Origin of the sequence: Pseudomonas rhizozeae (genome assembly GCF_031583775.1) — a bacterium.
Lineage (GTDB): Bacteria > Pseudomonadota > Gammaproteobacteria > Pseudomonadales > Pseudomonadaceae > Aquipseudomonas.
On record NZ_JAVLSB010000076.1, the window covers coordinates 1 to 25,237 of the forward strand.

The 25,237-nt window shown below is 59.6% G+C and carries 28 protein-coding genes; 7 read left to right on the forward strand and 21 right to left on the reverse strand.

What is annotated here, in order from left to right; all coding sequences use genetic code 11:
- Positions 1-7: 7 nt before the first annotated feature.
- Positions 8-787, reverse strand: a complete 780-nt coding sequence (locus tag RG836_RS26540) for a ferredoxin--NADP reductase (protein ID WP_058412660.1) — start codon at positions 785-787, stop codon at positions 8-10.
- A gap of 146 nt (positions 788-933) precedes the next feature.
- On the opposite strand from RG836_RS26540, the gene RG836_RS26545 reads away from it, so the two are divergent.
- Positions 934-1,860 (forward strand): LysR family transcriptional regulator, encoded by a 927-nt coding sequence (locus RG836_RS26545; RefSeq protein WP_310850783.1) that lies wholly within the window; start codon positions 934-936, stop codon positions 1,858-1,860.
- Here RG836_RS26545 and RG836_RS26550 read toward each other — a convergent pair.
- Both RG836_RS26550 and erdR read right to left on the reverse strand, forming a co-directional pair.
- Entirely contained in the window at positions 1,857-2,219 is a 363-nt protein-coding gene (locus RG836_RS26550; RefSeq protein WP_310850784.1) for a diacylglycerol kinase, read from the reverse strand. The two genes, RG836_RS26545 and RG836_RS26550, sit on opposite strands and share 4 nt — an antisense overlap.
- Positions 2,220-2,294: 75 nt before the next feature.
- The gene (gene erdR, locus RG836_RS26555; RefSeq protein WP_310850786.1) at positions 2,295-2,945 is read right to left on the reverse strand and encodes a response regulator transcription factor ErdR; all 651 of its coding nucleotides are present in this window, start codon (positions 2,943-2,945) and stop codon (positions 2,295-2,297) included.
- A gap of 238 nt (positions 2,946-3,183) precedes the next feature.
- Between erdR and RG836_RS26560 the strand changes: the two genes are divergently transcribed.
- Positions 3,184-4,080 (forward strand): DMT family transporter, encoded by an 897-nt coding sequence (locus RG836_RS26560; RefSeq protein WP_310850787.1) that lies wholly within the window; start codon positions 3,184-3,186, stop codon positions 4,078-4,080.
- On the opposite strand, the gene RG836_RS26565 is transcribed toward RG836_RS26560, so the two are convergent.
- A complete protein-coding gene (locus tag RG836_RS26565) occupies positions 4,077-4,814 on the reverse strand; it encodes a tRNA-uridine aminocarboxypropyltransferase (protein WP_310850788.1) in 738 nt (245 codons plus the stop codon). The genes RG836_RS26560 and RG836_RS26565 overlap by 4 nt on opposite strands.
- A gap of 189 nt (positions 4,815-5,003) precedes the next feature.
- Here RG836_RS26565 and RG836_RS26570 point away from each other — a divergent pair, with 189 nt between their 5' ends.
- Entirely contained in the window at positions 5,004-5,429 is a 426-nt protein-coding gene (locus RG836_RS26570; protein WP_310850789.1) for a PA3611 family quorum-sensing-regulated virulence factor, read from the forward strand.
- Here RG836_RS26570 and RG836_RS26575 read toward each other — a convergent pair whose 3' ends face one another.
- Positions 5,430-5,624, reverse strand: coding sequence for a hypothetical protein (locus RG836_RS26575; RefSeq protein ID WP_310850790.1), 195 nt, complete (start codon positions 5,622-5,624; stop codon positions 5,430-5,432). It lies immediately after the preceding gene.
- 261 nt (positions 5,625-5,885) lie between these two features.
- Between RG836_RS26575 and RG836_RS26580 the strand changes: the two genes are divergently transcribed.
- Positions 5,886-7,004, forward strand: a complete 1,119-nt coding sequence (locus tag RG836_RS26580; protein ID WP_310850791.1) for an LOG family protein — start codon at positions 5,886-5,888, stop codon at positions 7,002-7,004.
- 52 nt (positions 7,005-7,056) lie between these two features.
- Here RG836_RS26580 and recX read toward each other — a convergent pair whose 3' ends face one another.
- The 5 genes from recX to RG836_RS26605 all read right to left on the reverse strand — a co-directional run bounded on the left by recX (position 7,057) and on the right by RG836_RS26605 (position 10,626).
- On the reverse strand, positions 7,057-7,524 hold the full coding sequence (gene recX / locus RG836_RS26585; RefSeq protein WP_310850793.1) for a recombination regulator RecX: 468 nt from the start codon (positions 7,522-7,524) through the stop codon (positions 7,057-7,059).
- 8 nt (positions 7,525-7,532) lie between these two features.
- Positions 7,533-8,585 carry a recombinase RecA gene (recA, locus tag RG836_RS26590; protein ID WP_310850794.1) on the reverse strand — a complete coding sequence of 351 codons (1,053 nt, stop codon included), beginning with the start codon at positions 8,583-8,585 and terminating at the stop codon, positions 7,533-7,535.
- Between the two features lie 83 nt (positions 8,586-8,668).
- Positions 8,669-9,169: a CinA family protein gene (locus RG836_RS26595; RefSeq protein WP_310850795.1), complete on the reverse strand. Its 501-nt coding sequence runs from the start codon at positions 9,167-9,169 to the stop codon at positions 8,669-8,671.
- A gap of 142 nt (positions 9,170-9,311) precedes the next feature.
- Entirely contained in the window at positions 9,312-9,659 is a 348-nt protein-coding gene (locus RG836_RS26600; RefSeq protein ID WP_310850797.1) for a phage holin family protein, read from the reverse strand.
- 223 nt (positions 9,660-9,882) lie between these two features.
- Positions 9,883-10,626, reverse strand: coding sequence for a LexA family transcriptional regulator (locus RG836_RS26605; protein ID WP_310850798.1), 744 nt, complete (start codon positions 10,624-10,626; stop codon positions 9,883-9,885).
- 193 nt (positions 10,627-10,819) lie between these two features.
- Here RG836_RS26605 and mutS point away from each other — a divergent pair, with 193 nt between their 5' ends.
- Together mutS and fdxA are read left to right on the forward strand one after the other, a co-directional pair.
- Complete coding sequence (gene mutS, locus RG836_RS26610; protein ID WP_310850800.1) at positions 10,820-13,399, forward strand: DNA mismatch repair protein MutS; 2,580 nt, start codon at positions 10,820-10,822, stop codon at positions 13,397-13,399.
- A gap of 140 nt (positions 13,400-13,539) precedes the next feature.
- Positions 13,540-13,863, forward strand: a complete 324-nt coding sequence (fdxA, locus tag RG836_RS26615; RefSeq protein ID WP_310850802.1) for a ferredoxin FdxA — start codon at positions 13,540-13,542, stop codon at positions 13,861-13,863.
- 499 nt (positions 13,864-14,362) lie between these two features.
- Here the strand turns inward: fdxA and rpoS are convergent, their stop codons facing one another.
- The 8 genes from rpoS to RG836_RS26655 all read right to left on the reverse strand — a co-directional run bounded on the left by rpoS (position 14,363) and on the right by RG836_RS26655 (position 21,546).
- Complete coding sequence (rpoS, locus tag RG836_RS26620) at positions 14,363-15,370, reverse strand: RNA polymerase sigma factor RpoS (RefSeq protein WP_310850804.1); 1,008 nt, start codon at positions 15,368-15,370, stop codon at positions 14,363-14,365.
- A 105-nt stretch (positions 15,371-15,475) separates the two neighbouring features.
- Positions 15,476-16,330 (reverse strand): peptidoglycan DD-metalloendopeptidase family protein, encoded by an 855-nt coding sequence (locus RG836_RS26625; protein WP_310850806.1) that lies wholly within the window; start codon positions 16,328-16,330, stop codon positions 15,476-15,478.
- Between the two features lie 213 nt (positions 16,331-16,543).
- Complete coding sequence (locus RG836_RS26630) at positions 16,544-17,179, reverse strand: protein-L-isoaspartate(D-aspartate) O-methyltransferase (RefSeq protein ID WP_310850953.1); 636 nt, start codon at positions 17,177-17,179, stop codon at positions 16,544-16,546.
- 41 nt (positions 17,180-17,220) lie between these two features.
- Entirely contained in the window at positions 17,221-17,970 is a 750-nt protein-coding gene (gene surE / locus RG836_RS26635; RefSeq protein WP_310850808.1) for a 5'/3'-nucleotidase SurE, read from the reverse strand.
- Positions 17,958-19,016, reverse strand: a complete 1,059-nt coding sequence (gene truD / locus RG836_RS26640) for a tRNA pseudouridine(13) synthase TruD (protein ID WP_310850809.1) — start codon at positions 19,014-19,016, stop codon at positions 17,958-17,960. Before truD ends, surE begins: the two co-directional genes overlap by 13 nt.
- Positions 19,013-19,486, reverse strand: coding sequence for a 2-C-methyl-D-erythritol 2,4-cyclodiphosphate synthase (gene ispF, locus RG836_RS26645; RefSeq protein WP_310850810.1), 474 nt, complete (start codon positions 19,484-19,486; stop codon positions 19,013-19,015). The genes truD and ispF overlap by 4 nt, the downstream gene beginning before the upstream one ends.
- A gap of 71 nt (positions 19,487-19,557) precedes the next feature.
- Positions 19,558-20,403, reverse strand: coding sequence for an S-formylglutathione hydrolase (gene fghA / locus RG836_RS26650; RefSeq protein WP_310850811.1), 846 nt, complete (start codon positions 20,401-20,403; stop codon positions 19,558-19,560).
- A gap of 30 nt (positions 20,404-20,433) precedes the next feature.
- Positions 20,434-21,546 (reverse strand): S-(hydroxymethyl)glutathione dehydrogenase/class III alcohol dehydrogenase, encoded by a 1,113-nt coding sequence (locus RG836_RS26655; protein ID WP_310850812.1) that lies wholly within the window; start codon positions 21,544-21,546, stop codon positions 20,434-20,436.
- A gap of 106 nt (positions 21,547-21,652) precedes the next feature.
- Here RG836_RS26655 and RG836_RS26660 point away from each other — a divergent pair, with 106 nt between their 5' ends.
- Positions 21,653-22,549 carry a LysR family transcriptional regulator gene (locus RG836_RS26660; protein ID WP_310850813.1) on the forward strand — a complete coding sequence of 299 codons (897 nt, stop codon included), beginning with the start codon at positions 21,653-21,655 and terminating at the stop codon, positions 22,547-22,549.
- Between the two features lie 138 nt (positions 22,550-22,687).
- Here RG836_RS26660 and ispD read toward each other — a convergent pair whose 3' ends face one another.
- The 3 genes from ispD to eno form a co-directional block, all read right to left on the reverse strand.
- Positions 22,688-23,395 (reverse strand): 2-C-methyl-D-erythritol 4-phosphate cytidylyltransferase, encoded by a 708-nt coding sequence (gene ispD, locus RG836_RS26665; RefSeq protein ID WP_310850814.1) that lies wholly within the window; start codon positions 23,393-23,395, stop codon positions 22,688-22,690.
- Positions 23,392-23,670, reverse strand: a complete 279-nt coding sequence (gene ftsB, locus RG836_RS26670; protein WP_310850816.1) for a cell division protein FtsB — start codon at positions 23,668-23,670, stop codon at positions 23,392-23,394. The genes ispD and ftsB overlap by 4 nt, the downstream gene beginning before the upstream one ends.
- Before the next feature lie 169 nt (positions 23,671-23,839).
- Entirely contained in the window at positions 23,840-25,129 is a 1,290-nt protein-coding gene (gene eno / locus RG836_RS26675; protein WP_310850818.1) for a phosphopyruvate hydratase, read from the reverse strand.
- Between the last annotated feature and the right edge of the window lie 108 nt (positions 25,130-25,237).

Consider the following 25,237-nt stretch of genomic DNA (forward strand, 5'->3'; position numbering starts at 1 on the left):
TTGTTGCTTACTTCTCGACGAACGCTCGTTCGATCAGGTAATCACCCGGCTCGCGCATCCGCGGCGAGACTTTCAGGCCGAAGCTGTTCAGCACTTCGCTGGTCTCGTCGAGCATGCTCGGGCTGCCGCACAGCATGGCGCGGTCGTCTTCAGGGTTGATCGGTGGCAGGCCGATGTCGCTGAACAGCTTGCCGCTGCGCATCAAGTCGGTCAGGCGGCCTTCGTTCTCGAACGGCTCGCGGGTCACGGTCGGGTAGTAGATCAACTTGTCACGCAGCGCTTCGCCGAAGAATTCGTTCTGCGGCAGGTGCTCGGTGATGAACTCGCGGTAAGCGACTTCGTTGACGTAACGCACGCCGTGGCACAGGATCACTTTTTCGAAACGCTCGTAGGTTTCCGGGTCCTGGATGACGCTCATGAACGGCGCCAGACCGGTGCCGGTGCTGAGCAGGTACAAATGTTTGCCAGGCTTGAGGTCGTCGAGTACCAGCGTGCCGGTAGGCTTCTTGCTGATGATGATCTCGTCGCCTTCCTTCAAGTGCTGCAACTGGGAGGTCAGTGGACCGTCCTGCACCTTGATGCTGAAGAACTCGAGATGCTCTTCCCAGTTCGGGCTGGCAATCGAGTAAGCGCGCATAAGCGGGCGGCCATTGGGTTGTTGCAGGCCGATCATCACGAACTGACCGTTCTCGAAGCGCAGACCCGGATCGCGGGTGCACTTGAAGCTGAACAGAGTGTCGTTCCAGTGATGAACACTGAGGACACGCTCGTGGTTCATGTTGCTCATGTACGGGGGACTCCTGGAGATGGTCTGCGCGAGCTTCGCGCCGGCTACAGGCAAGGCCGGCGGGTGCGCAATTGCATCGCATTCTAATGCCAGCGACAATATCTGTTAAATGGATTATTAAGATAAGGGTTATCGGTTATATAGATATGCGATTTACTCTCCGTCAACTGCAAGTATTCGTCGCCGTCGCCCAGCAGGAAAGCGTCTCGCGCGCGGCCGGGCTGCTCAATCTGTCGCAATCGGCGGCCAGCACCTCGATCACCGAGCTAGAGCGCCAATCGAGCTGTCAGTTGTTCGATCGCGCGGGCAAGCGGCTGAGCCTCAACGCCCTCGGCAAGCAACTGTTGCCGCAGGCCGTGGCCATGCTCGACCAGGCCAAGGAGATCGAAGACCTGCTCAACGGCAAGTCCGGTTTTGGCTCCTTGGCGGTGGGCGCGACGCTAACCATCGGCAATTACCTCGCCACCCTGCTGATCGGCGGCTTCATGCAGCGCCATCCCGAGAGCCAGGTGAAGCTGCATGTGCAGAACACCGCCAATATCGTGCAACAAGTGGCGCACTACGAAATTGATCTGGGTCTGATCGAAGGCGATTGCAGCCATCCGGACATCGAAGTGCAGAGTTGGGTCGAGGACGAACTGGTGGTGTTCTGCGCGCCCCAGCATCCCTTGGCGCAACGAGGCACTGCGAGCATGGAAGAACTGAGCCAGGAGGCATGGATCCTGCGGGAGCAAGGTTCGGGCACCCGGCTGACCTTCGACCAAGCCATGCGCCATCACCGCAGTGCGCTGAACATCCGCCTGGAGCTGGAGCACACCGAGGCGATCAAACGTGCGGTGGAATCAGGGCTGGGGATTGGCTGCATTTCGCGTCTGGCACTGCGCGATGCATTCCGCCGTGGCAGCCTGGTGCCGGTAGAGACACCGGACCTGGACCTCGCGCGGCAGTTCTATTTCATCTGGCACAAGCAGAAATACCAGACCTCGGCGATGCGCGAGTTCCTCGACCTGTGCCGGGCCTTCACCGCCGGGGTGCAGCGCAGCGACGAAATCGTGCTGCCGAGCATCGCTTAAAGCAGGATCACCGCCCACACCAGCGCAATCATGGTCAACGCCACGAATTGCGCGGCGCTGCCCATGTCCTTGGCGTTCTTCGACAGAGGGTGCAACTCCAGGGAAATTCGGTCGATCGCCGCTTCCACCGCCGAGTTGAGTAACTCGACGATCAAGGCCAACAGGCAGACGGCGATCAAAAGGGCTTGCTCGACACGACTGACGTTTAGGAAGAACGTCAGCGGAATCAGCACGACGTTAAGCAACACCAACTGACGAAACGCGGCTTCTCCGACGAAGGCCGCGCGCAGGCCGTCGAGGGAATAACCGGAAGCATTGAGGATACGTTTGAGGCCGGTCTGGCCTTTGAAAGGTGACATAGATAAGCAACTGAACCAAAAAGGAGTGAGGAAACTAGATCAAGCAAAGTCAAAAAAGCGTGAATGTGTTGGGCTTCAATGGCTGGAAATTGACTCAAGTTGTTGCAAGAGCAGCGCTGCCTGAGTCCGGGTCCGCACATTGAGCTTGCGGAAAATCGCCGTGACGTGCGCCTTGATGGTCGCCTCGGACACGCTCAGCTCAAACGCGATCTGCTTGTTGAGCAACCCTTCGCAAACCATGGTCAGCACGCGGAACTGTTGCGGCGTCAGGCTGGCGAGGCCTTCGCTGGCGGCTTTGGCCTCATCGGACACGCTGACCGCTTCGAACGCCTGCGGCGGCCAGAACACGTCGCCGTCGAGCACCGCTTGCACGGCTTTCTGGATCACTTCCAGCGAACTGGATTTGGGAATGAAACCACTGGCGCCGAATTCACGGGACTTGACCATGACCGCCGCTTCTTCCTGGGCCGATACCATCACCACCGGAATCTGCGGATATTGCCCGCGCAACAGCACCAGCCCGGAAAAACCGTAGGCTCCAGGCATGTTCAGGTCCAGCAGCACCAGGTCCCAATCGGCCTTTTCGGTCAGGCGGACTTCCAGCTCGGCGATGCTCGCCACCTCGACCAACCGCACGTCGGGACCGAGGCCCAGGGTCAAGGCTTGATGCAAGGCACTGCGAAACAGAGGGTGGTCATCGGCAATCAGGATTTCGTATGTGGCCATTTTTCAAATGATCCTGTTTTTGATGGCGCGCCAAGGGTATCGGCACTCGCCAAAGCAACTCTGGATTGCCACCAGGCGGCAACAATCAACAGGGCACGTTCAACGCCAAAAGCCTTGTGAACCGGCGTTTCAATCTTCGGCCGCGCCCTAATCGGCGCCAAGCATGCCCAGCGAAGCCGGGGTGGTCAAGTTGCTTGCTTTACGGCATCTTTGCGGGCAGACCAACAAGAGAGCCCCCATGCGCCGTTCAGCCCTGCGTGCCGATGTACTGATGTTAATCACCGCGATGATCTGGGGATCCGGTTTTGTCGCTCAGATGGCCGGCATGGATCACGTCGGACCTTTCCTTTATTCCGGGCTGCGCTTCGCGCTCGGCTCGTTGTGCCTGCTACCGCTGCTGCTGTGGCGCAGCCGCCGCGAGCAGATGCCCGCCGAACCTTTCCTGACCCGTGGCCTGTTGCTCGGCGGCGGCGTGATGGGCCTGGCCCTGGCGCTGGGGATTAACCTGCAGCAAGTCGGCCTGCTGTTTACCAGCGTCACCAATGCCGGGTTCATCACCGGGCTGTATGTGATTGTAGTGCCGCTTTTGGGATTGCTCATTGGCCACAAGACCGGCCTGGGCACCTGGCTCGGGGCGCTGCTGGCAGTGGTGGGCATGTTCCTGCTCAGTGTCGGCGACAATTTCCAGGTCTCGTCCGGCGATTGGCTGCAGTTGATCGGCGCATTTGTGTGGGGCGGGCATGTGGTGCTGGTCGGCGTGTTCGCCGGTCGCCACGACGTGATCCGCCTGGCGTTCCTGCAATTCGTCACCTGCTCGGTGGTCAGCCTGGTGCTGGCGCTGTGCTTCGAAACCTGGCAATGGGACGCGATCCTCGCCGCCGGCCCGGCCGTCATTTACGGCGGCGTGATCGCGGTCGGCATCGGTTACACCTTGCAAGTGATCGCCCAGAAAGACGCGATTGCCTCGCACGCCGCGATCATTTTCTCCCTCGAAGCCGTGTTCGCCGCTATTGCCGGTGCCTGGTTACTGAACGAATCGCTGACCCTGCGTGGTTACATCGGCTGCGGCCTGATGCTCTGTGGCATGCTCGCCGCGCAGTTGTGGCCGAAAAAGCCGCAGACGCTGACGGTTTAGATCATGTACCTTTTCAGCGCCTCATGCGCCTCGCTGCTGCAATCCAGCGGCAACTGGCGCTTGGCGTCGAGGTAATGCTGGCTGAACACGTCGAAGTAGGCGTCCAGGGCATTCGCGGCATCGTTGTCCTGCGCCAGTTCCAGGCACAGGGCCGCGACTTCAGCGGTGCACAGGTGCTCGCTGCGGGTCGAGCGGCGTAAGCGGTAGCGCGAGAGCTTCTCCGGCATCAGGCTGAGGATCGGCAACGTGTCGAAATAGGCACTCTTGCGGAAAATCTTCCGCGCTTCGGTCCAGGTCGCGTCCAGCAAGATGAACAGCGGACGTTTACCGTCGCTTGGTTCAACCGTGTTCACCACCCGCGCCTGCTCGACATATTCGCCGGGGAACACCAGGTACGGCTGCCACTGCGGGTCGGCCAGCAAATCGATCAGTGCCTGATCCACCTCTGTGCGCGACCAGATAAATGCGAAGTTGTCCGCCAGCACGTCGGCGATCAGCCAACCGGTGTTGCTGGGCTTGAACACTTCCTTATTGGTCATGATCAGACACACGCCGGCACGGGTCTGGACCTTCGGCCGCCAGGCACACAAGCAGTGACTCTCGATCACCCGGCAAGCACGGCAGCGGGTGGCCCGCCAGCCGCGGGCCTCGATCGGCTTGATGCCGGCTTCTTCCCGTTCGTCGCGCAAACGGGCAACGGCGTTCAAGGCAAAACCCGGGGTGGCTTGAGTCATCGCAGGCACCGCCCGCAGGGAAACACGATCAACACGACAAACACTCGATAAGGCAGAAAGTCGCGGCAGTTTATCAGAGCTGTCCCGCCAAGCCTGTACCGTCCACCGCCCCTCCTCTATAATCCGCGACCACTGAACGCACCGTCACGTGGCGGGTCGAAGCACCAGTCACTGAACCAGGAGAGTTTCATGCTGCGCCTTATCGTTCCCACCGTTGCCGTGCTGTTGGCGTCGTCTTTCACGGCTCAGGCTGCGTCGCTGAAAGAACTCGAATTCAGCAAAATGCTGAAGAACGTCGCGGCCCAGAGCAGCGTCGGCACGCCTCGGGCGATCAACGAAGACATTCTCGATCAGGGCTATACCGCCGAAGGCAATGTGCTGATCAATCACCTCAGCGTGCAGAGCAGCCATGCCGAGCAGATGCGCAACGACCCCAAGGCCGTGTATTTTCAGTTGGGTCGCACGGTGTGCACCAATCCAGGCTTTCGCAAGTTGATGGCGCAAGGCGCGATCATGCGGTACGAGTTCACCGAAGTGAAAACCAACCGCCCGGTGCTGGCGGAGGAATTCAAAGAAGCGGATTGCCCGAAAGCCGCAGCGCCGAAGAAAAAGTAATCACCGGGTGTTGGCGCGCCGCTGTTCATCTTCGGCGCGCAACTCCGCCACCAGCGCCAGCAAATAACGCGATCGGCGCTCAGTCCCTTGCAGACGCCGGCAGCACTCTTCTTCGAGACTCAAGTGATTGGCCTCGGCGGCGGTTTGTAACATTCGATACAGCTGCGTATCGATTTCCAGAATGATCCTGGCCATCTCCCGCCTCCCTGCTCCCTGATCGTCTTGTCAGCGACGATAAATCCTTCACCCGCTCAACCCAGCGCCAAGCCCTCGGTGCAATGGTTTTGATATCACCTGTGATTGAGTAAATCAGAGCGCCCGCGGCCTGCAGCGGCTTCGGACGAATGGTGAAACGGCATTGCAAATCGGCAATAAGCGGTTGCCAGCGAAGACTTTCCGGCGCAATGATCTAGTCATGCATTCGCCGTAAGGTTTTGTGCAGAAGGAGAAAGCTGAATGCCTTATCAACCGAACGACCTCCTCAACCGTCACTTTGAATCTGGCGGCCATGACCTGATCAATAAGGTCGAAGAACAACTCAAACTGGTTTCACCCGACAGTCCTAACCACCCGATTTATCGCGACATGATCCTCACCGTCCTGCGCATGGCCCAGGAAGATCACAACCGCTGGAATGCCAAAATTACCTTGCAGGCCTTGCGCGAACTCGAGCAGGCATTCCGCGTGCTTGAGCAGTTCAAGGGCCGACGTAAAGTCACGGTGTTTGGCTCGGCGCGAACGCCGGTCGAACATCCGCTGTACGCCATGGCTCGCGAATTGGGGGCTGAATTGGCACGCTCGGACCTGATGGTGATTACCGGGGCCGGCGGCGGGATCATGGCGGCGGCCCACGAAGGCGCGGGCCTGGATCACAGCTTGGGGTTCAACATCACCCTGCCGTTCGAACAGCACGCCAACCCGACGGTACAAGGCACTGGCAACCTGCTGCCGTTCCACTTCTTCTTTACCCGCAAGCTGTTTTTTGTCAAAGAGGCGGATGCCTTGGTCCTATGCCCGGGCGGTTTCGGCACCCTCGACGAAGCCCTGGAAGTGCTGACACTGATCCAGACCGGCAAAAGCCCCTTGGTGCCGGTGGTGTTACTGGACGCACCGGGCGGCACGTTCTGGCAAGGGGCGCTGGACTTTCTTCAGAGCCAATTGGCGGAAAATCATTACATCCTGCCCACCGATATGAAGCTGATGCGGTTGGTGGACAACGTTGAAGAAGCCGTAGCCGAGATCAACCAGTTCTACGGTAATTTCCATTCCAGCCGCTGGCTCAAACAGCAATTTGTGATCCGCATGAACCACAAGCTCAGCGAGCAGGCCCTCGACCAGATGCATGAGACCTTCGCCGACCTGTGCCTGAGCGACAGCTTTCATCAGCATGCTTACAGCGGCGAGGAACATGACGACGCCCGGTTCAGTCACCTGGCGCGGCTGGCGTTTACCTTCAATGCACGTAACCACGGGCGTTTGCGAGAGCTGGTGGATTTCATCAACCTGCCGGAAAACTGGGCCCATGCGGCGAGTCAGACCAAGCCACATTCACAACGCACGCGTGAGCCGTCCTGATTTTCGCGAGGCAAAAAAAACGGCCCGCTATCGAAATAGCGGGCCGTTTGTATCAATCGTCCATTCCCCTGCCGCTGAACAAGCGGTTGATCATCTCCATGGAATAACCCCGGTAGCTGAGGAATCGCCCTTGCTTGGCGCGCTCCCGCGCGTCGATGGGAAGACGCCCGGAAAATTTGCGTCGCCAAACCTCTTCCAGCTGTTCCTGCCAACTGATGCCGCTTTCGCGTAACGCTAGCTCTATATCAGCACGTTGCAAGCCACGTTGGCTCAGCTCTTCGCGAATCCGTAAAGGACCGTAACCCGAGCGGGCGCGGTAGGACACAAAGCTCTCAAGGTAGCGGGATTCGGATAACAGGCCTTCTTCCATCAAGCGGTCGAGGGCTGTTTCGATCATTTCAGGAGGGGCGCCGCGCTGACGCAGTTTACGCGTCAGCTCGACTCGACCGTGCTCGCGTCGTGCGAGCAGGTCCATGGCGGTTCGCCGCACTGCGACGAGTGTATCGAGTACGGCGGTCATCGGAGCAATCAGATATCCGCGTCAGCCAGGTCGTCAGCAGTTTCTTTTACCGGCGAAGCCTTGACGTCCGGTGCTGGGGTCAGCAGCTTATCGCGCAGTTGCTTCTCGAGCGCGGCAGCGACTTCCGGGTTGTCCGCCAGGAACTTGGCCGAGTTGGCCTTGCCCTGACCAATTTTGGCACCATTGTAGGCGTACCAGGCGCCGGATTTCTCGACGAAGCCGTGCAACACGCCCAGGTCGATCATCTCGCCGTTAAGGTAGATGCCTTTGCCGTAAAGAATCTGGAACTCAGCCTGACGGAACGGCGAAGCCACTTTGTTCTTCACGACCTTGACGCGGGTTTCACTGCCGACCACTTCGTCGCCATCCTTCACCGCGCCGGTGCGGCGGATGTCCAGACGAACCGAGGCGTAGAACTTCAGTGCGTTACCACCGGTGGTGGTTTCCGGGCTACCGAACATCACGCCGATCTTCATACGGATCTGGTTGATGAAGATCACCAGGCAGTTGGCGTTCTTGATGTTACCGGTGATTTTCCGCAGTGCCTGGGACATCAGACGAGCTTGCAGGCCCACGTGCATGTCACCCATTTCGCCTTCGATCTCAGCCTTCGGTACCAGAGCGGCGACGGAGTCGACGATGATCACGTCAACCGCGTTGGAGCGCACCAGCATGTCGGTGATTTCCAGTGCCTGTTCGCCAGTATCCGGCTGGGACACCAGCAGGTCGTCGACGTTTACGCCCAGCTTGCCGGCGTATTCAGGATCGAGGGCGTGTTCCGCATCGACGAAGGCACAGGTCGCACCGGCTTTTTGAGCCTGGGCGATCACAGACAGCGTCAGCGTGGTTTTACCGGAGGATTCAGGACCGTAGATTTCAACGATACGGCCTTTTGGCAGGCCGCCAATGCCGAGCGCGATGTCCAGACCCAGAGAGCCAGTCGAAATAGAAGGGATCGCCTGACGGTCCTGATCGCCCATACGCATTACGGCACCCTTGCCGAATTGACGTTCGATCTGACCCAGGGCCGCAGCCAAGGCTTTCTTCTTGTTGTCGTCCATTAAAGTCCTCACGTAATCAATAAGGCCTGACGGCCAACACCTGTATAAGTAGACAGTATTATTCCACAGGGTTTGCAGATCGCCTACCCCTGATTTGAGATTTCTCCAGCGGCATGCCGCAGCAGCCCCTCTAGCGCGGCCTTCACCGTTTGTCGGCGGACCTCATCGCGGCTTCCCGGAAGAAACTGCATCTCGCTGTAAACCGCGTCGCCAACGCCCCAGGCCAGCCATACCGTGCCTACCGGTTTACTCGGCGAACCACCGTCCGGCCCCGCCACACCGCTGACCGCCACGGCAAAATGCGCATGGCTATGACGCTGAGCGCCCCGCACCATCGCCTCAACCACCTCGCGACTGACCGCGCCCACCTGCTCGAACAACTCGGCCGGCACCCCAAGCTGCTGGGTTTTCTGCCGGTTGGAGTAAGTCACGTACCCCGCTTCGAACCACGCCGAACTCCCCGGAATCCGCGTGATCGCCTCAGCGATCCCGCCCCCGGTGCAAGACTCGGCAGTGGCAACGTGAGCATTGAGTACCTGCAAACGTCGCCCCAGTTCGGCGGCCAGTTGGGTGGTTTCTTTCACGGTCCTCTCCTGAGCGGTCGGTATGAGACTTACCGTACACGAGCACATGGCACTTGCAAGGCGCGGGCTTGATCAAAATGTTAGGGGGTATGGCCGGGGAAGACCGAGTTATGGATGCGCCCAAATGAGCAACGCGTACGTACTACCGATCGCGGGGGAGATTCTTACGCGGTGCGTCCTCAAGACCGATCCGCTTCGCCACCCAACGCTCGTAAAGCCCGATGGCGACGTCGGTGCCGGCCATTGCGGTCAGGCACCCGAAAGCCCCACCAACCCAAATCGACATTGCGGCAGCGTAGAGCAACATCACGACTGACACACCGCAGATCACGCTTGCCCCCGAACGCAGAGCCAGTCGCCGTAGTAGCGACAAGCCGCGTACACCCTCTTTATCAGCGCGGAGCATCTCACCAGACAGCCCGGCGATCAGGACTAGAATGAAGGACAACCAGATAGGCAGGTCCATTAATGCTTGATGGTCATTCATCATGTATCGCCTCCCTGTGGATGATAGTTGTAGCCAGCAACCTGAAGGCTCGCTCGGAGTCACTTGGCTTAACTGCTAGAGAGAAAGAATATGCATTGATGCATAGATAGTCAATGCAATTGCGCATTATCCAGATCTGCGGTATGCACTTGCTGAGGGATTGCAGGCGCTGACGCAGGACATAAAAAAGCCCGCAATTACGCGGGCCATCTCCAAACAGCATTCGCTACCGAGCGTACATCCCCCACCAGAAGACGTGCCCAAGAATGACGATCTGCTCTTCCTGGATGGCCTGGAAGCTGTAGTCCTCATCCGGGTGTTCATCGCGGTTGAAGCTGCGCAGGCGAATGCCGGTGGGCAGGCGATAGAGCTGTTTCACTCGGAGTTGACCATTGTGATTGATGGCGTAAAGGTCGCCGTCGACGATGTCGCCAATCCCGCATTTACCGGCATTGACGCCCACTGTGGCGCCGTCGCGCAGGACCGGCAGCATGCTGTTGCCGCGGACCGTGACGCACTTGGCCTGGTCGAACTGCACGCCGTTATGGCGCAGGCTGCGCTTGCCGAAGCGCAGGCTGGAGCGTTCGCTCTCTTCAATCACGAATCTGCCTGATCCCGCCGCCAATTCGACCTCGCGCAGAAAGGGGACTGACACCTCGTCGTCATCGACGGGAGTGTCGTCGTCCCACAGGCTGATATCCCTGAGTTCTGAATGCAATGCACCGCGTCCGCCAGCGACAGTCGGTGGGATGTCGGCGCGCCCGCGCAGTTGATCGGTGCTCACGGCGAAGTACTCGGCGATCTTAGAGATGTGTTTGTCGGAAGGGTCGACGATCTTGCCGCTGAGGATCCGCGACAGGGTCGATTGCGGCACGCCGGTACGCCGGTGCAGCTCCGTGGGGGAGAGACCGTGTTGATCGAGCAGCGCTCGGAGGACGGAAGAAACATTGCGTTTTTGCATAACGCGCATAGTGCTTGATCTTTTTCGCGAATACAAATGCTGATTTGCATATTTGTGCATTTGCGGCGAAACCCTGGGCCCGCCGCCATCGGCCCTCGGTGCCGAACAGGCACCCATGGTAACCTTGCGCCCATCGCGGAAAAGCCGGGCCGATGCCCCTCCTTTTGCCCCACACCTTTCAACGAGTTTTCTTGATCAGTCGATGAATAAAGCCCTCTCCGATCTGTCCTCACACACGCCGATGATGCAGCAGTACTGGCGCCTGAAGAACCAGCACCCCGATCAGTTGATGTTCTATCGCATGGGCGATTTCTACGAGATCTTTTACGAGGACGCGAAGAAAGCCGCCAAGTTGCTGGACATCACCCTGACCGCACGCGGGCAGTCGGCAGGGCAGGCGATTCCGATGTGTGGGATTCCTTACCACGCCGCGGAAGGTTATCTGGCGAAACTGGTCAAGCTCGGCGAGTCGGTGGTGATCTGTGAGCAGATTGGTGATCCGGCCACCAGTAAAGGGCCAGTGGAACGCCAAGTGGTGCGGATCATCACGCCGGGCACGGTGAGTGATGAAGCGCTGCTGGATGAGCGTCGCGACAACCTGATCGCTGCAGTGCTCGGTGACGAGCGGCTGTTCGGCCTGGCGGTGCTGGACATCACCAGCGGCAACTTCTCGGTGCTGGAGATCAAGGGCTGGGAAAACCTGCTGGCGGAGCTGGAGCGGGTTAACCCGGTCGAACTGCTCATCCCGGATGACTGGCCAAAAGATCTGCCAGCGGAAAAGCGTCGTGGGGTTCGTCGCCGGGCGCCGTGGGATTTTGAGCGTGATTCGGCGCTGAAAAGTCTCTGCCAGCAGTTTTCCACCCAAGACTTGAAAGGCTTTGGATGCGAGAACCTGACCCTGGCCATCGGTGCCGCCGGTTGCCTGTTGGCTTACGCGAAGGAAACCCAACGCACCGCCTTGCCGCATTTGCGCAGCCTGCGGCACGAGCGGCTGGACGACACCGTGGTGCTGGACGGCGCGAGCCGCCGTAACCTGGAACTGGACACCAACCTGGCGGGCGGGCGCGACAATACTCTGCAATCGGTGGTCGACCGTTGCCAGACTGCGATGGGCAGCCGTCTGCTGACCCGCTGGCTGAACCGCCCGTTGCGCGACCTCAAGGTATTGCTGTCGCGGCAGACGTCAATCACCTGCCTGCTCGACGGTTATCGCTTCGAGGAGCTGCAACCGCAGCTCAAGGAAATCGGCGATATCGAGCGGATTCTGGCGCGGATCGGCCTGCGCAACGCACGCCCCCGCGACCTTGCACGTCTACGTGATGCCCTCGGCGCCCTGCCGGCCTTGCAGCTGGCAATGGCGGAGCTGGAAGCGCCGCACATTATTGAGCTGGCGAAAATCACCAGTACTTACCCGGAACTCGCAGCGCTGCTGGAAAAAGCCATCATCGACAACCCGCCAGCGGTGATCCGCGACGGCGGCGTGCTCAAGACCGGCTACGACGCGGAACTGGACGACCTGCAATCGCTCAGCGAAAACGCCGGGCAGTTCCTGATCGACCTGGAGGCCCGCGAGAAGGCACGCACTGGCCTGTCCCACTTGAAGGTCGGCTACAACCGGATTCACGGCTACTTCATTGAGTTGCCGAGCAAGCAGGCGGAGTCCGCACCGGCCGATTACGTTCGCCGGCAAACCCTGAAAGGTGCCGAGCGCTTCATCACCCCCGAGCTCAAGGCCTTCGAAGACAAGGCGCTGTCGGCCAAGAGCCGAGCCCTGGCCCGGGAAAAAATGCTCTACGAGGCGCTGCTGGAAGACCTGATCAGCCAACTGCCGCCGCTGCAAGACACCGCCGGCGCCCTGGCCGAACTGGACGTGCTGAGCAACCTCGCCGAACGGGCGCTGAACCTCGACCTCAACTGCCCGCGCTTTGTCGATGAGCCGTGCATGCGCATCACCCAGGGTCGTCACCCGGTGGTCGAACAAGTCCTGACTACACCGTTCGTGGCCAACGACCTGAGCCTCGATGACAACACCCGCATGCTGGTGATCACCGGCCCGAACATGGGCGGTAAATCGACCTACATGCGGCAAACCGCATTGATCGTGCTGCTGGCGCATATCGGCAGTTTCGTCCCGGCCGCCAGTTGCGAGCTGTCGCTGGTGGATCGCATCTTCACCCGGATCGGCTCCAGCGATGACCTCGCCGGTGGGCGCTCGACCTTTATGGTCGAAATGAGCGAGACCGCCAATATCCTGCACAACGCCAGCGAACGCAGCCTGGTGCTGATGGACGAAGTGGGGCGCGGCACCAGCACCTTCGATGGTCTGTCGCTGGCCTGGGCGGCTGCCGAGCGCCTGGCGCATTTGCGCGCCTATACACTGTTCGCCACGCATTATTTTGAATTGACCGTGCTGCCGGAGGCGCAGCCGCTGGTGGCAAATGTGCACCTCAACGCCACCGAGCACAACGAACGCATTGTGTTCCTGCATCACGTGCTGCCGGGGCCGGCGAGTCAGAGTTATGGCCTGGCCGTGGCGCAATTGGCCGGTGTGCCGAGCGAGGTGATCGTACGCGCCCGTGAGCACCTCAATCGCCTGGAAACCACCGCCCTGCCCCATGAGCAGCCAGTGCCGGTGAAGGGCAAACCGGCGGCGCCGATGCAGAGCGATCTGTTCGCCAGCCTGCCGCATCCGGTGCTGGATGAGTTGGCGAAACTCGATCTGGACGACATGACCCCGCGCAAGGCGCTTGAATTGCTCTATACACTAAAGACACGGGTCTAACGCAGACGGCTTCAAGCTGTTAGAATCTCGCGCGGTTTGGGTGCTGCAGGCTAATAGCCTGGCCTGCAGACATCGCTCCCAAACCTGGCGACCCCGTCCTGAAGGGGCTCCGCTGCCGCCGCCTGAGGAGAAAATTAGAAATGACCTTCGTCGTCACCGACAACTGCATCAAGTGCAAGTACACCGACTGCGTAGAAGTCTGTCCGGTGGACTGCTTTTACGAAGGCCCGAACTTCCTGGTGATTCACCCGGACGAGTGCATCGATTGCGCGCTGTGCGAACCAGAATGCCCTGCTGTGGCCATCTTCTCGGAAGATGAAGTACCGGCCGGCATGGAAAATTTCATCCAGTTGAACATGGAACTGGCCGAAGTCTGGCCGAACATCACTGAGAAGAAAGACTCGCTGCCCGATGCAGCGGAGTGGGATGGCAAGCCCGGCAAGCTCGCTGACCTCGAACGCTGATCAGCCCCGCTGTCTCGAAAAGGCCCCTTGCGGGCCTTTTTGCGTTTCTGCCGGATGATCCTCGGGCAGAAAATCCAGGCAAAAAAAAGGGGCGGTTTGACCCGCCCACCTTTTACCCCTAATCCCTTTGGTCCCTGTCATCGTCCTGATGAATCGCGTCCTGCGATGTCCTTCCCAGCGTCCTTGGTGGGTGCGCCTGTCCGTTGGCACAGCCCAGATACTAGCGCCTTATGTGATCAGGACAAGCCCACTACCTGCCTTCCTCGGGCCTGATTGTCCGCAATTCGCTTTTACTAAATCTTTATAAAACAACGAGATACAGACACGCACCGGCGAAAAATCGGTAAACGCCCGCCGTAAAAATAGCGAACACCTACGACACAGTCAGCGAAGTCTTACACGGCACCACGACAAAGCCGAGGCCAGTACCAGCCCCCTCTCTGGACAACAAAAAGCCCCGAACCAGTCGGGGCTTCTCGTACAGGTGCGACGGTATTGCTTACTGGAACAGGGACTCGCTGGACAGGCCATTCTTCTCGAGAATCTCGCGAAGGCGCTTCAGCCCTTCCACCTGGATTTGTCTGACCCGCTCACGGGTCAGGCCGATTTCCAGGCCTACGTCTTCCAGAGTGCTGCTCTCATGGCCACGCAGGCCGAAGCGGCGAATGACCACCTCCCGTTGCTTGTCGGTCAGTTCAGACAGCCACTGATCGATACTCTGGGACAGATCATCGTCCTGGAGCAATTCGCACGGGTCGGTAGGACGGTCGTCCGTGAGGGTGTCCAGCAGGGTTTTATCCGAATCCGGACCCAGCGAGACGTCGACCGAAGAAACCCGCTCGTTCAAGCCCAGCATGCGCTTGACCTCGCCCACCGGTTTTTCCAGCAGATTGGCGATTTCTTCGGGTGAGGGTTCGTGATCGAGCTTCTGTGTCAGCTCCCGTGCCGCCCGCAGGTACACGTTGAGTTCCTTGACCACATGGATTGGCAACCGGATCGTCCGGGTCTGATTCATGATCGCCCGTTCGATGGTCTGGCGAATCCACCAAGTGGCGTAGGTCGAGAAACGGAAGCCGCGCTCGGGATCGAACTTCTCCACCGCCCGGATGAGGCCGAGGTTGCCCTCTTCGATCAGGTCGAGCAGCGACAGCCCACGATTAACGTAGCGTCGGGCGATTTTCACCACCAGCCGCAGGTTGCTTTCAATCATGCGCTTGCGCCCGGCAGGATCGCCACTTTGCGACAGACGCGCAAAATGCACTTCTTCTTCCGGTGACAGCAGGGGGGAAAAGCCGATTTCATTGAGATACAGCTGCGTCGCGTCGAGCGCTCGCGTGTAGTCAATGTACTTGTGTTGCTTAAGCGAAGCGGAGTGTCTGGATTTGGCGCGAACAGAAGGTGGAGTCGCCCCTTCATCATCCGACATCGAATCCGTAGCGATGCCGGTCTCCATCAGGAGCACCTCATCGTCGATGTCAAACTCCGGCACTTCTTTACTGAGAGCCATTGTTATAGTCCTTTGGTGAGTTCGACCTCAAGCTCAAGCGGCGCCTTTATCCTTGGCAACGCTGGAGCCTGTTCCCTCTACGTGACGGAACAGGCTGGCATCAAATCAACGACGTGGCAGGAATTGCAGCGGATCTACAGGCTTACCTTGGCGGCGAATCTCAAAATGCAGTTTCACCCGGTCTGTACCCGTTGACCCCATTTCGGCAATTGTCTGTCCGACCTTGACCTGCTGCCCCTCCCGAACCAACAGCCTGCGGTTGTGACCGTAGGCACTGACGTAGGTATCGCTGTGTTTGATGATGACTAATTCGCCGTAGCCCCTTAAGCCACTCCCGGCGTATACCACCGTCCCATCAGACGCAGCTAAAACAGGCTGTCCCAAATCTCCGGCGATATCAATGCCTTTATTCAAACTACCGTTTGAAGAGAATTTTCCAATCAGAATCCCGTTCGATGGCCATCCCCAACCGGTCGGGGCCGGGCCTGCAGGCGGCAGCGGGGCTGGCGCGGGGCTGTTTGAGGGCTTGCTTGCAACCGTCGGTGCAACCCCGACCGGCCGACGAATCACGGTCGTTTTGCTCGACGAACTGGAGGTCGAACCGGACTGGGTCACCGTGGCTGTTGGAGCTGAATCGTTACGCCCATCGAAGCGAATTGTCTGACCTACACGTATCGTATAGGGCGTAGGAATATTGTTTCTTGCCGCCAGTGCCTTGTAGTCCCAACCGTAGCGAAAGGCGATCGAGAACAAGGTGTCACCTTTACGAACCACGTACTGTCCAGTGGTCACGGCCGGACGTTGCGCGACCGGGTTCGACGTATTGTTGCGATCAACGACCCGGACATTGCTGGATTTGGTGCTGGAGCACCCGACCAGCAAGGTACTCAGGACAAGGCCAGTCACCAGGCGCTGAAAGCTCGTTGTACCCATACGCTGCGCAATGACTGTGAGACTCACCCGCCGCTCCCTTTGTGGTGGCTGAAAATAAACATTTGCCGTGTGTCGGCATAAGGTGCCGCAAGTATAACTGGCCGTCCGGGCTTTACCCTGACGGCGGCGAAATCGCTCGCCGCACACGTTTGCCTGTGTTGATTGCTGGCGTTTAACACTCGACGACGCCGCTGTAGGACAAGGGCAATCGGGGAGAATTCAGAGCGTTTATACAAATGCTCAGGCCAGCGGCCCATTGAGCAGTGGCACAAATCGCACCGCCCCCAACACATGGCGCGAGAAGCCGTTTTCTTCGCGGATGATCAACATCAACTGCTGCACCTCCCCCGAACCCACCGGAATCACCAGACGCCCGCCGGGCGCGAGTTGATCGAGCAACGCTTGCGGCACATCGGTCGCCACGGCGGTGACAATAATGCCGTTGTACGGCGCCAGTGCCGGCCAGCCTTCCCAGCCATCGCCCCAGCGAAACACCACGTTACGCAGGTTCAGCTCGACCAGGCGCTCCTTGGCCCGGTCCTGCAGGACCTTGATGCGCTCGACGGAAAACACCCGCTCGACCAATTGTGACAACACGGCGGTCTGGTAACCGGAACCGGTGCCGATCTCCATGACCTTGTCCAGCGGCCCCGCCTCCAACAGCAACTCGCTCATGCGCGCCACCATATAAGGCTGGGAAATGGTCTGGTTGTGGCCGATTGGCAACGCCGTGTCTTCATAGGCGCGGTGTGCCAGCGCTTCATCGACAAACAGATGCCGCGGCGTGCGGCGGATCACTTCCAGCACACGGGCGTTGGACACGCCTTCTTCATATAAGCGCTGGATCAAACGCTCACGGGTGCGCTGCGAGGTCATCCCGATCCCGCGGCGCAGCATATCGTCTTGCTCACGAGCCATCAGCGCAGTCCCTCCAGCCAGCCATCGAGACTCCGGAACACGTCGCTGAACGTGCGGTCGAGTTGCAACGGAGTAATCGACACATAGCCCTGCATCACCGCGTGAAAATCGGTGCCCGGTCCGCCGTCCTCGGCATCGCCGGCGGCGGCAATCCAGTAACCGGCCTTGCCCCGTGGATCGACCACTTTCATCGGCGCCGCCGCGCGAGCACGATGGCCCAGGCGGGTCAGTTGAATGCCGCGAATGTGATCCAGCGGCAGGTTCGGAATATTCACGTTGAGCACGGTGCGCGGCGGCAAATCCAGCTGTTCATGAGCCCGAACCAGTTTGTCGGCGAAATACGCTGCCGTGGCAAGGTTGTCCACTTGGCGCGACACCAGTGAAAAGGCGAACGACGGCCGATCGAGAAAACGCCCCTCGAGCGCCGCCGCGACCGTGCCGGAATACAGCACGTCGTCACCGAGGTTGGCGCCCAGGTTAATGCCCGAGACCACCATGTCCGGCGGCACCTCCAGCAAGCCGTGGATGCCCAGGTGCACGCAATCGGTGGGCGTGCCGTTGAGGCTGATAAAGCCGCTGGTCAAAGTCTGCGGATGCAACGGACGGTCGAGCGTCAGCGAGCTGCTGGCGCCGCTTTTGTCCTGCTCCGGGGCGATCACCACGCACTCGGTGTAATCCGCCAGCGCAGCATAAAGCGCGGCGAGACCGGGCGCGGTGACCCCATCGTCGTTAGAAATCAGAATACGCATGGGCTGTCCGTCTGCCCCACCGGCACCAGATCGACGAGTTCGCGCACCAATACGGTGGCGAAGCATCCGGCCGGAAGGACGAATTCCAGTTGCAGAATGTCAGGCTCGGGATAATGCCACGTCAACCCGCCAATGGGCAGTCGCAGGATGCGACGTTCGTGGCTCATGCCGGCATGGATCAACCAGTCGCGCAGCTCGGATTGCGCGGCGGCAACCCGTTGTTCCAGCTCGAAAGTCGCACCGGAAGCGGGGGAATCGCCCTCGCCCCACTGCGGCCCCGTCGGGTGCAGGTCGAGAATCGCCAGGCGCGGGTCGTTGCACTCGGCCTCACCGGCCGGGAAGAAACTGCGGCTGTCGGTGAATGCCAGCAAGTCGCCGACTTGGGCCCGTTGCCAGGAGCCATCGGCGACACGCGCGGCCAGCACTTGATTGAACAAGAAGCTGCGCGCCGTGGACAGCAGCCGCGAACGCACATTGCGTTGCTCCGGCAAGGCTTTGCGCGCGGCCCAGGCACGGGCGTCGACCACGTTGCCGCCGTCATGACCGAAACGCTGGGCGCCGAAATAATTCGGAATGCCTTCACGGGCGATCTGTTGCAGACGCGCGTCGATGGCGGCGCTGTCGCCGGCGAATTGGGTCAGGCGCAAGGTGAAGCCGTTAGCCGAATGCGCACCGCGTTGCAGCTTGCGCTTGTGGCGACCGGTCTTGAGGATTTTCAGGGTATCGCTTTCGGCCGCCGATAGATCGGGATCGGCCTTGCCCGGCAGTTGCACGCTGAACCATTGGCGGGTCAGCGCTTGGCGATCCTTGAGCCCGGCATAGCTGACGGTGCGCAAAGGCACGCCTGCAGCCTTGGCAATTCGCCGTGCGGCTTCTTCGGTATTCAGGCCGCGTTTTTCCACCCAGATCCACAGGTGTTCGCCGTCGCCGCTCAGCGGAATGTCGAGCACTTCATCGACCTGGAAATCTTCCGCAGTGGCTTTCAGTACCGCGCTGCCTAGGGCTGGACCGTAGGCCCGGGGGCCAAGCAATTGCAGCTCATTCATGCGCGCAGCAACAAGGCAACGGCGTGCACGGCAATGCCTTCTTCGCGACCGACGAAGCCAAGCTTCTCGGTGGTGGTAGCTTTCACGTTCACTTGATCCAACTCAACTTGAAGATCCGCAGCAATCAGCCTGCGCATCGATTCGATGTGAGGCGCCATTTTCGGCGCCTGGGCAACGATGGTGTTGTCGACGTTGCCGACTTTCCAGCCTTTGGCGTGGATCAGCGACACCACATGGCGCAACAGCACGCGGCTGTCGGCACCTTTGAATTGCGGGTCGGTGTCCGGAAAGTGTTTGCCGATGTCACCCAACGCCGCCGCGCCGAGCAGTGCATCGCTCAAGGCATGCAGCAAGACGTCGCCGTCGGAGTGGGCGAGCAGCCCGAAGCCGTGTGCGATACGCACGCCACCCAAGGTGATGAAGTCGCCTTCAGCGAAACGGTGCACATCATAGCCATGGCCAATACGCATAAAAAAACGCCCCGAATTTATCAGGGCGTGATTCTACCTGCTTTGTCAGACATTAGGGCCTGTTGCGAAGCCTAAGCGCCCAATGCACGGGCGTGGTGCTGCAAGTGCTCGTCGATGAAGCTGGCGATGAAGTAATAGCTGTGGTCGTAACCCGGTTGCAGACGCAAGGTCAGCGGATGGCTGGCCTGCTTAGCCGCTTGTTGCAGGGCTTCGGGCTTGAGCTGGGTGGCGAGGAAATCATCGCGATCGCCCTGATCCACCAGCAGCGGCAGCTGTTCATCGGCTTCGGCGATCAGCGCACAGGCATCCCACTCGCGCCACTTCGAGCGATCTTCGCCAAGGAAACGCGAAAACGCTTTCTGGCCCCACGGGCAATCCATCGGATTGTTGATTGGCGAAAACGCCGACACCGAACGGTAACGCCCCGGGTTGCGCAACGCACAGACCAAGGCACCGTGACCGCCCATGGAGTGACCGCTGATGCTGCGTTTGTCGGACGCCGGGAAATGCGCTTCAACCAGTGTCGGCAATTCCTGCACGACATAGTCATGCATCCGATAGTGGCGGTTCCACGGTTCCTGCGTCGCGTTCAGGTAGAAGCCGGCGCCGAGACCGAAGTCCCACGCGCCATCCGGATCGCCCGGCACATCCGGCCCACGAGGGCTGGTGTCCGGCGCCACGATGATCAGGCCCAGTTCAGCCGCCATACGCAGCGCGCCGGCCTTCTGCATGAAGTTTTCATCGGTGCACGTCAGGCCCGACAACCAATACAGCACCGGCAACTTGCCGCCCTGCTCCGCTTGCGGCGGCAGGTACACGGCAAACACCATGTCGCAGCCCAGCACCTCGGAGCGATGGCGGTAGCGTTTATGCCAGCCGCCAAAGGTTTTCTGACAGGAGATATTTTCCAGACTCATGTAGGACTCCTAGCTGAAAGCCGCTGTGTCTCAGAAATGGATGACAGTACGGATGCTTTTGCCTTCATGCATCAGGTCGAACGCCTTGTTGATATCTTCCAGGCCCATGGTGTGAGTGATGAAAGTATCCAGCGGGATTTCGCCCTTCTGCGCCATGTCGACGTAGCTCGGCAATTCGCTGCGACCGCGCACGCCGCCGAACGCCGAACCGCGCCAGACGCGACCGGTGACCAACTGGAATGGACGGGTGGCGATTTCCTGGCCTGCACCGGCCACACCGATGATCACCGACTCGCCCCAACCCTTGTGGCAGCACTCCAGCGCCGCGCGCATCAGTTGCACGTTGCCGATGCACTCGAAGGAAAAATCCACGCCGCCATCGGTCATGTCGACGATCACTTCCTGGATCGGGCGATCGAAGTCTTTCGGGTTCACGCAGTCGGTGGCGCCGAGTTGCTTGGCGATTTCGAACTTGGCCGGGTTGATGTCGATAGCGATGATCCGCGCAGCCTTGGCTTTGACCGCACCGATGACTGCCGACAGGCCAATGCCGCCCAGGCCGAAGATGGCCACGGTGTCACCCGGTTTGACCTTGGCGGTGTTAAGCACGGCGCCAATGCCGGTGGTGACGCCGCAACCGAGCAGGCAGACTTTTTCCAGGGGTGCTTCTTTAGCAATCTTGGCGACGGAGATTTCCGGCAGCACGGTGTACTCGGAGAAAGTCGAGGTGCCCATATAGTGGAAAATCGGCTGGCCTTTGTAGGAAAAACGCGAAGTGCCATCCGGCATCAAGCCTTTGCCCTGGGTGGCGCGAATCGCCTGACAGAGGTTGGTCTTGCCCGACTTACAGAATTTGCACTGACCACATTCCGGGGTGTACAGCGGAATCACATGATCGCCCACGGCCACCGACGTCACGCCTTCACCGATGGCCTCAACAATCGCACCGCCCTCGTGGCCGAGGATCGACGGGAAAATGCCTTCCGGATCAGCGCCGGACAAGGTGTAGGCGTCGGTGTGGCAGACACCGGAAGCCACGACACGCAGCAATACTTCGCCGGCCTTGGGCAGGGCCACGTCGACTTCAACGATTTCCAGCGGTTTCTTGGCCTCGAAGGCAACGGCGGCGCGTGACTTGATCATCTTGGTGCTCCAGTGGATAAAAACGAGATCGAGAGTGTAATACACGCGCTTTCGATGAATAATCCGGCCAATTGGAAAATATTATTGCTGTACAGGGACAATCATCATGGCTGACAACCGTTGGGAAGGCATCGATGAATTTGTCGCCGTCGCCGAGTGCAATCAATTCACCGCTGCGGCCGAGCGACTTGGGGTTTCTTCCTCGCACATCAGTCGACAAATCGTACGCCTCGAAGAGCGTCTGCAAACCCGACTGCTGTATCGAAGCACCCGTCGTGTCACGTTGACCGAGGCCGGGCAAACCTTTCTGCAACATTGTCAGCGCTTGCAGGACGGTCGCGAAGAAGCCCTACGTGCGGTCGGTGACTTGACCAGCGAGCCCAAGGGCATGTTGCGCATGACCTGCGCGGTGGCTTACGGCGAACGCTTTATCGTGCCGCTGGTGACGCGGTTCATGGGGTTGTACCCGCAACTGCGGATCGACATCGAACTGAGCAACCGGCAACTGGACCTGGTACACGAAGGCCTAGACCTGGCGATTCGTCTCGGGCGTTTGCAGGATTCGCGCTTGGTGGCGGCGCGCCTGGCCCCACGCCGGATGTTTCTGTGCGCGTCGCCGTCCTACGTCGAACGGTATGGACGCCCACACAGCTTGTCGGAATTGAGTCGGCACAACTGCTTGATCGGCAGCTCGGACATTTGGCAACTGGAACAGAACGGTAAGGAATTTTCCCAACGGGTGCAGGGCAATTGGCGCTGCAATAGTGGGCAAGCGGTGCTGGACGCGGCGCTGCAAGGTGTCGGCTTGTGCCAGTTACCGGACTACTACGTGCTGGAACACCTCAACAGCGGCGCGCTGATTTCCTTGCTCGAAGCCCACCAACCGCCGAACACAGCAGTGTGGGCGCTGTACCCGCAGCAACGGCATCTGTCGCCGAAGGTGCGCAAGTTGGTGGATTACTTGAAGGAAGGATTGGCGCAACGGCCGGAGTACAGGGGTTAGTGGTGGGTCAGCGGTTTTTCAGTTGAGTGGACTGACGCTTTCGCGAGCAGGCTCGCTCCCACAGGGAGTTGATGTGCCACACAAAATTCTGTGGGAGCGAGCCTGCTCGCGAATGGCATATCAGAGAAGCCTGATAAATCAGCGACGATTGCCCCACCGCTGGCGCAACCATTCCAGGTCTTCCGGGCGGGTGACTTTGATGTTGTCGGATCGACCTTCAATCAAGCGTGGCGCCTGGCCAGACCATTCCATGGCTGAGGCTTCGTCGGTGATCACCGCATCTGCTACCAGGCTATCGGCCAGCGCCCGATGTAAGGCGCCGAGGCGAAACATCTGCGGTGTATAGGCTTGCCAGATAAGACTGCGATCCACGGTTTCCAGCACTCGACCGTTTTGGTCGATGCGCTTGAGCGTGTCCCGAGCCGGCACCGCCAGCAGCCCGCCGACCGGATCATCGGCCAGTTCACTCAGCAGTTTATCGAGGTCATCACGAGCCAGATTGGGCCGAGCGGCGTCATGCACCAACACCCAGTCTTCATCGTCAGCGCCCTGGGCATGCAAGTGCAGCAAGGCATTGAGCACCGAACCCGAGCGCTCGCTGCCACCATCGACCCGGGCAATGCGCGGATCATTGGCAAACGACAGGTTCGGCCAATACGGATCATCGACAGCGAGACTGACCACCACGCCTTTGACGGTCGGGTGATCGAGGAAACAGCCGAGGCTGTGTTCGAGAATTGTGCGCCCGCCCAGTTGCAAGTATTGCTTGGGACGGTCCGCGGCCATACGAGCACCGACGCCCGCGGCAGGAATCACGGCCCAGAAGGCCGGTAACGAGTGGATCATTGCGCCAACTGGTAAAGGGTTTCACCGTCCTTGACCATGCCCAACTCATGGCGAGCACGCTCTTCAACGGTCTCCATGCCTTTCTTCAGCTCACTGACTTCGGCGTCCATCACCCGATTGCGCTCGAGCAGGCCTTCGTTCTCGGCGTGTTGATCCGCAATCTGCTGAGTCAGGTCGGCCACTTGCGCGAGGCTGCCATTTCCCACCCACAGGCGGTATTGCAGGCCAGCGAGCAGCAAGAGCAAGACGAGGAACAACCAATTGGGACTGCGCATCGAATATCGGGTATCCAGTGAAAAAAACCGCCAAGCCAACATTGAAGCCGCTGATAGCACGAAGCCTGGAGTGACCCAGGCTTGTGCTCATCAGGCATCAGATTAGTGGCAAATCCATCGCTATAGCGACTTTTCCGACACAACCTGCTGACTTTTTACCATCAAGTGCTTAGCCGCGGAACTCGCTGCGACCGTTGTACTTGGCTTTCGCGCCCAACTGCTCCTCGATACGCAGCAGTTGGTTGTACTTGGAAACGCGGTCGGAACGGCACAGGGAGCCGGTCTTGATCTGGCCAGCCGCGGTGCCCACGGCCAGGTCGGCGATGGTCGAATCTTCGGTTTCGCCCGAACGGTGGGAAATGACCGCAGTGTAACCGGCAGCCTTAGCCATCTGGATGGCTTCCAGGGTTTCGGTCAGGGTGCCGATCTGGTTGAACTTGATCAGGATCGAGTTGGCGATCTTTTTATCGATGCCTTCTTTCAGGATCTTGGTGTTGGTCACGAACAGGTCGTCGCCCACCAGCTGGGTTTTCTCGCCGATCTTGTCGGTGAGGATTTTCCAGCCAGCCCAGTCGGACTCGTCCAGGCCATCTTCGATGGAGATGATCGGGTAACGCTCGGTCAGGCCTTTGAGGTAATCGGCGAAACCCTCAGCGGTGAATACCTGGCCTTCGCCAGACAGGTTGTACTTGCCGTCTTCGTAGAATTCGCTGGCGGCGCAGTCCAGAGCCAGCGTCACGTCGGTGCCCAAGGTGTAACCGGCGTTGGACACAGCTTCGGAGATGACTTTCAGGGCATCTTCGTTGGACGCCAGGTTCGGCGCGAAACCACCTTCGTCACCCACTGCGGTGCTCAGGCCACGGGCCTTCAGCACAGCCTTGAGGTGATGGAAAATCTCGGTGCCCATGCGCAGGCCTTCGGAGAAGGACTTGGCGCCAACCGGCTGCACCATGAATTCCTGGATGTCGACGTTGTTATCGGCGTGCTCGCCACCGTTGATGATGTTCATCATTGGCACCGGCATCGAGTAGACGCCCGGAGTACCGTTGAGGTTGGCAATGTGCGCGTACAGCGGCAGGTCCTGGTCCTGCGCAGCAGCCTTGGCGGCAGCCAGGGACACGGCGAGGATCGCATTGGCGCCCAGGGTCGCTTTGTTTTCGGTGCCGTCGAGGGCGATCATCGCGTGATCGAGGGCTTTCTGGTCGGCAGGGTCTTTACCCAGCAACAGGTCGCGGATCGGACCATTGATGTTGCCTACAGCCTTGAGCACGCCCTTACCCAAATAACGGCTCTTGTCGCCATCTCGCAGCTCGAGCGCTTCACGCGAGCCAGTGGAAGCACCGGACGGCGCGCAGGCACTGCCGATGATGCCGTTATCGAGAAGCACGTCCGCTTCCACGGTGGGATTGCCACGGGAGTCGAGAACTTCACGACCTTTGATGTCGACGATTTTTGCCATTGTTGTAAGCACTCCAAAGTTGACGAAAACGACGCAGCTAGAGGAAATCTTTTACCGTCGGCAAGTGGTGTGCAATGGGCAGACTTGCGGACGATAAGGCTCAGGCCC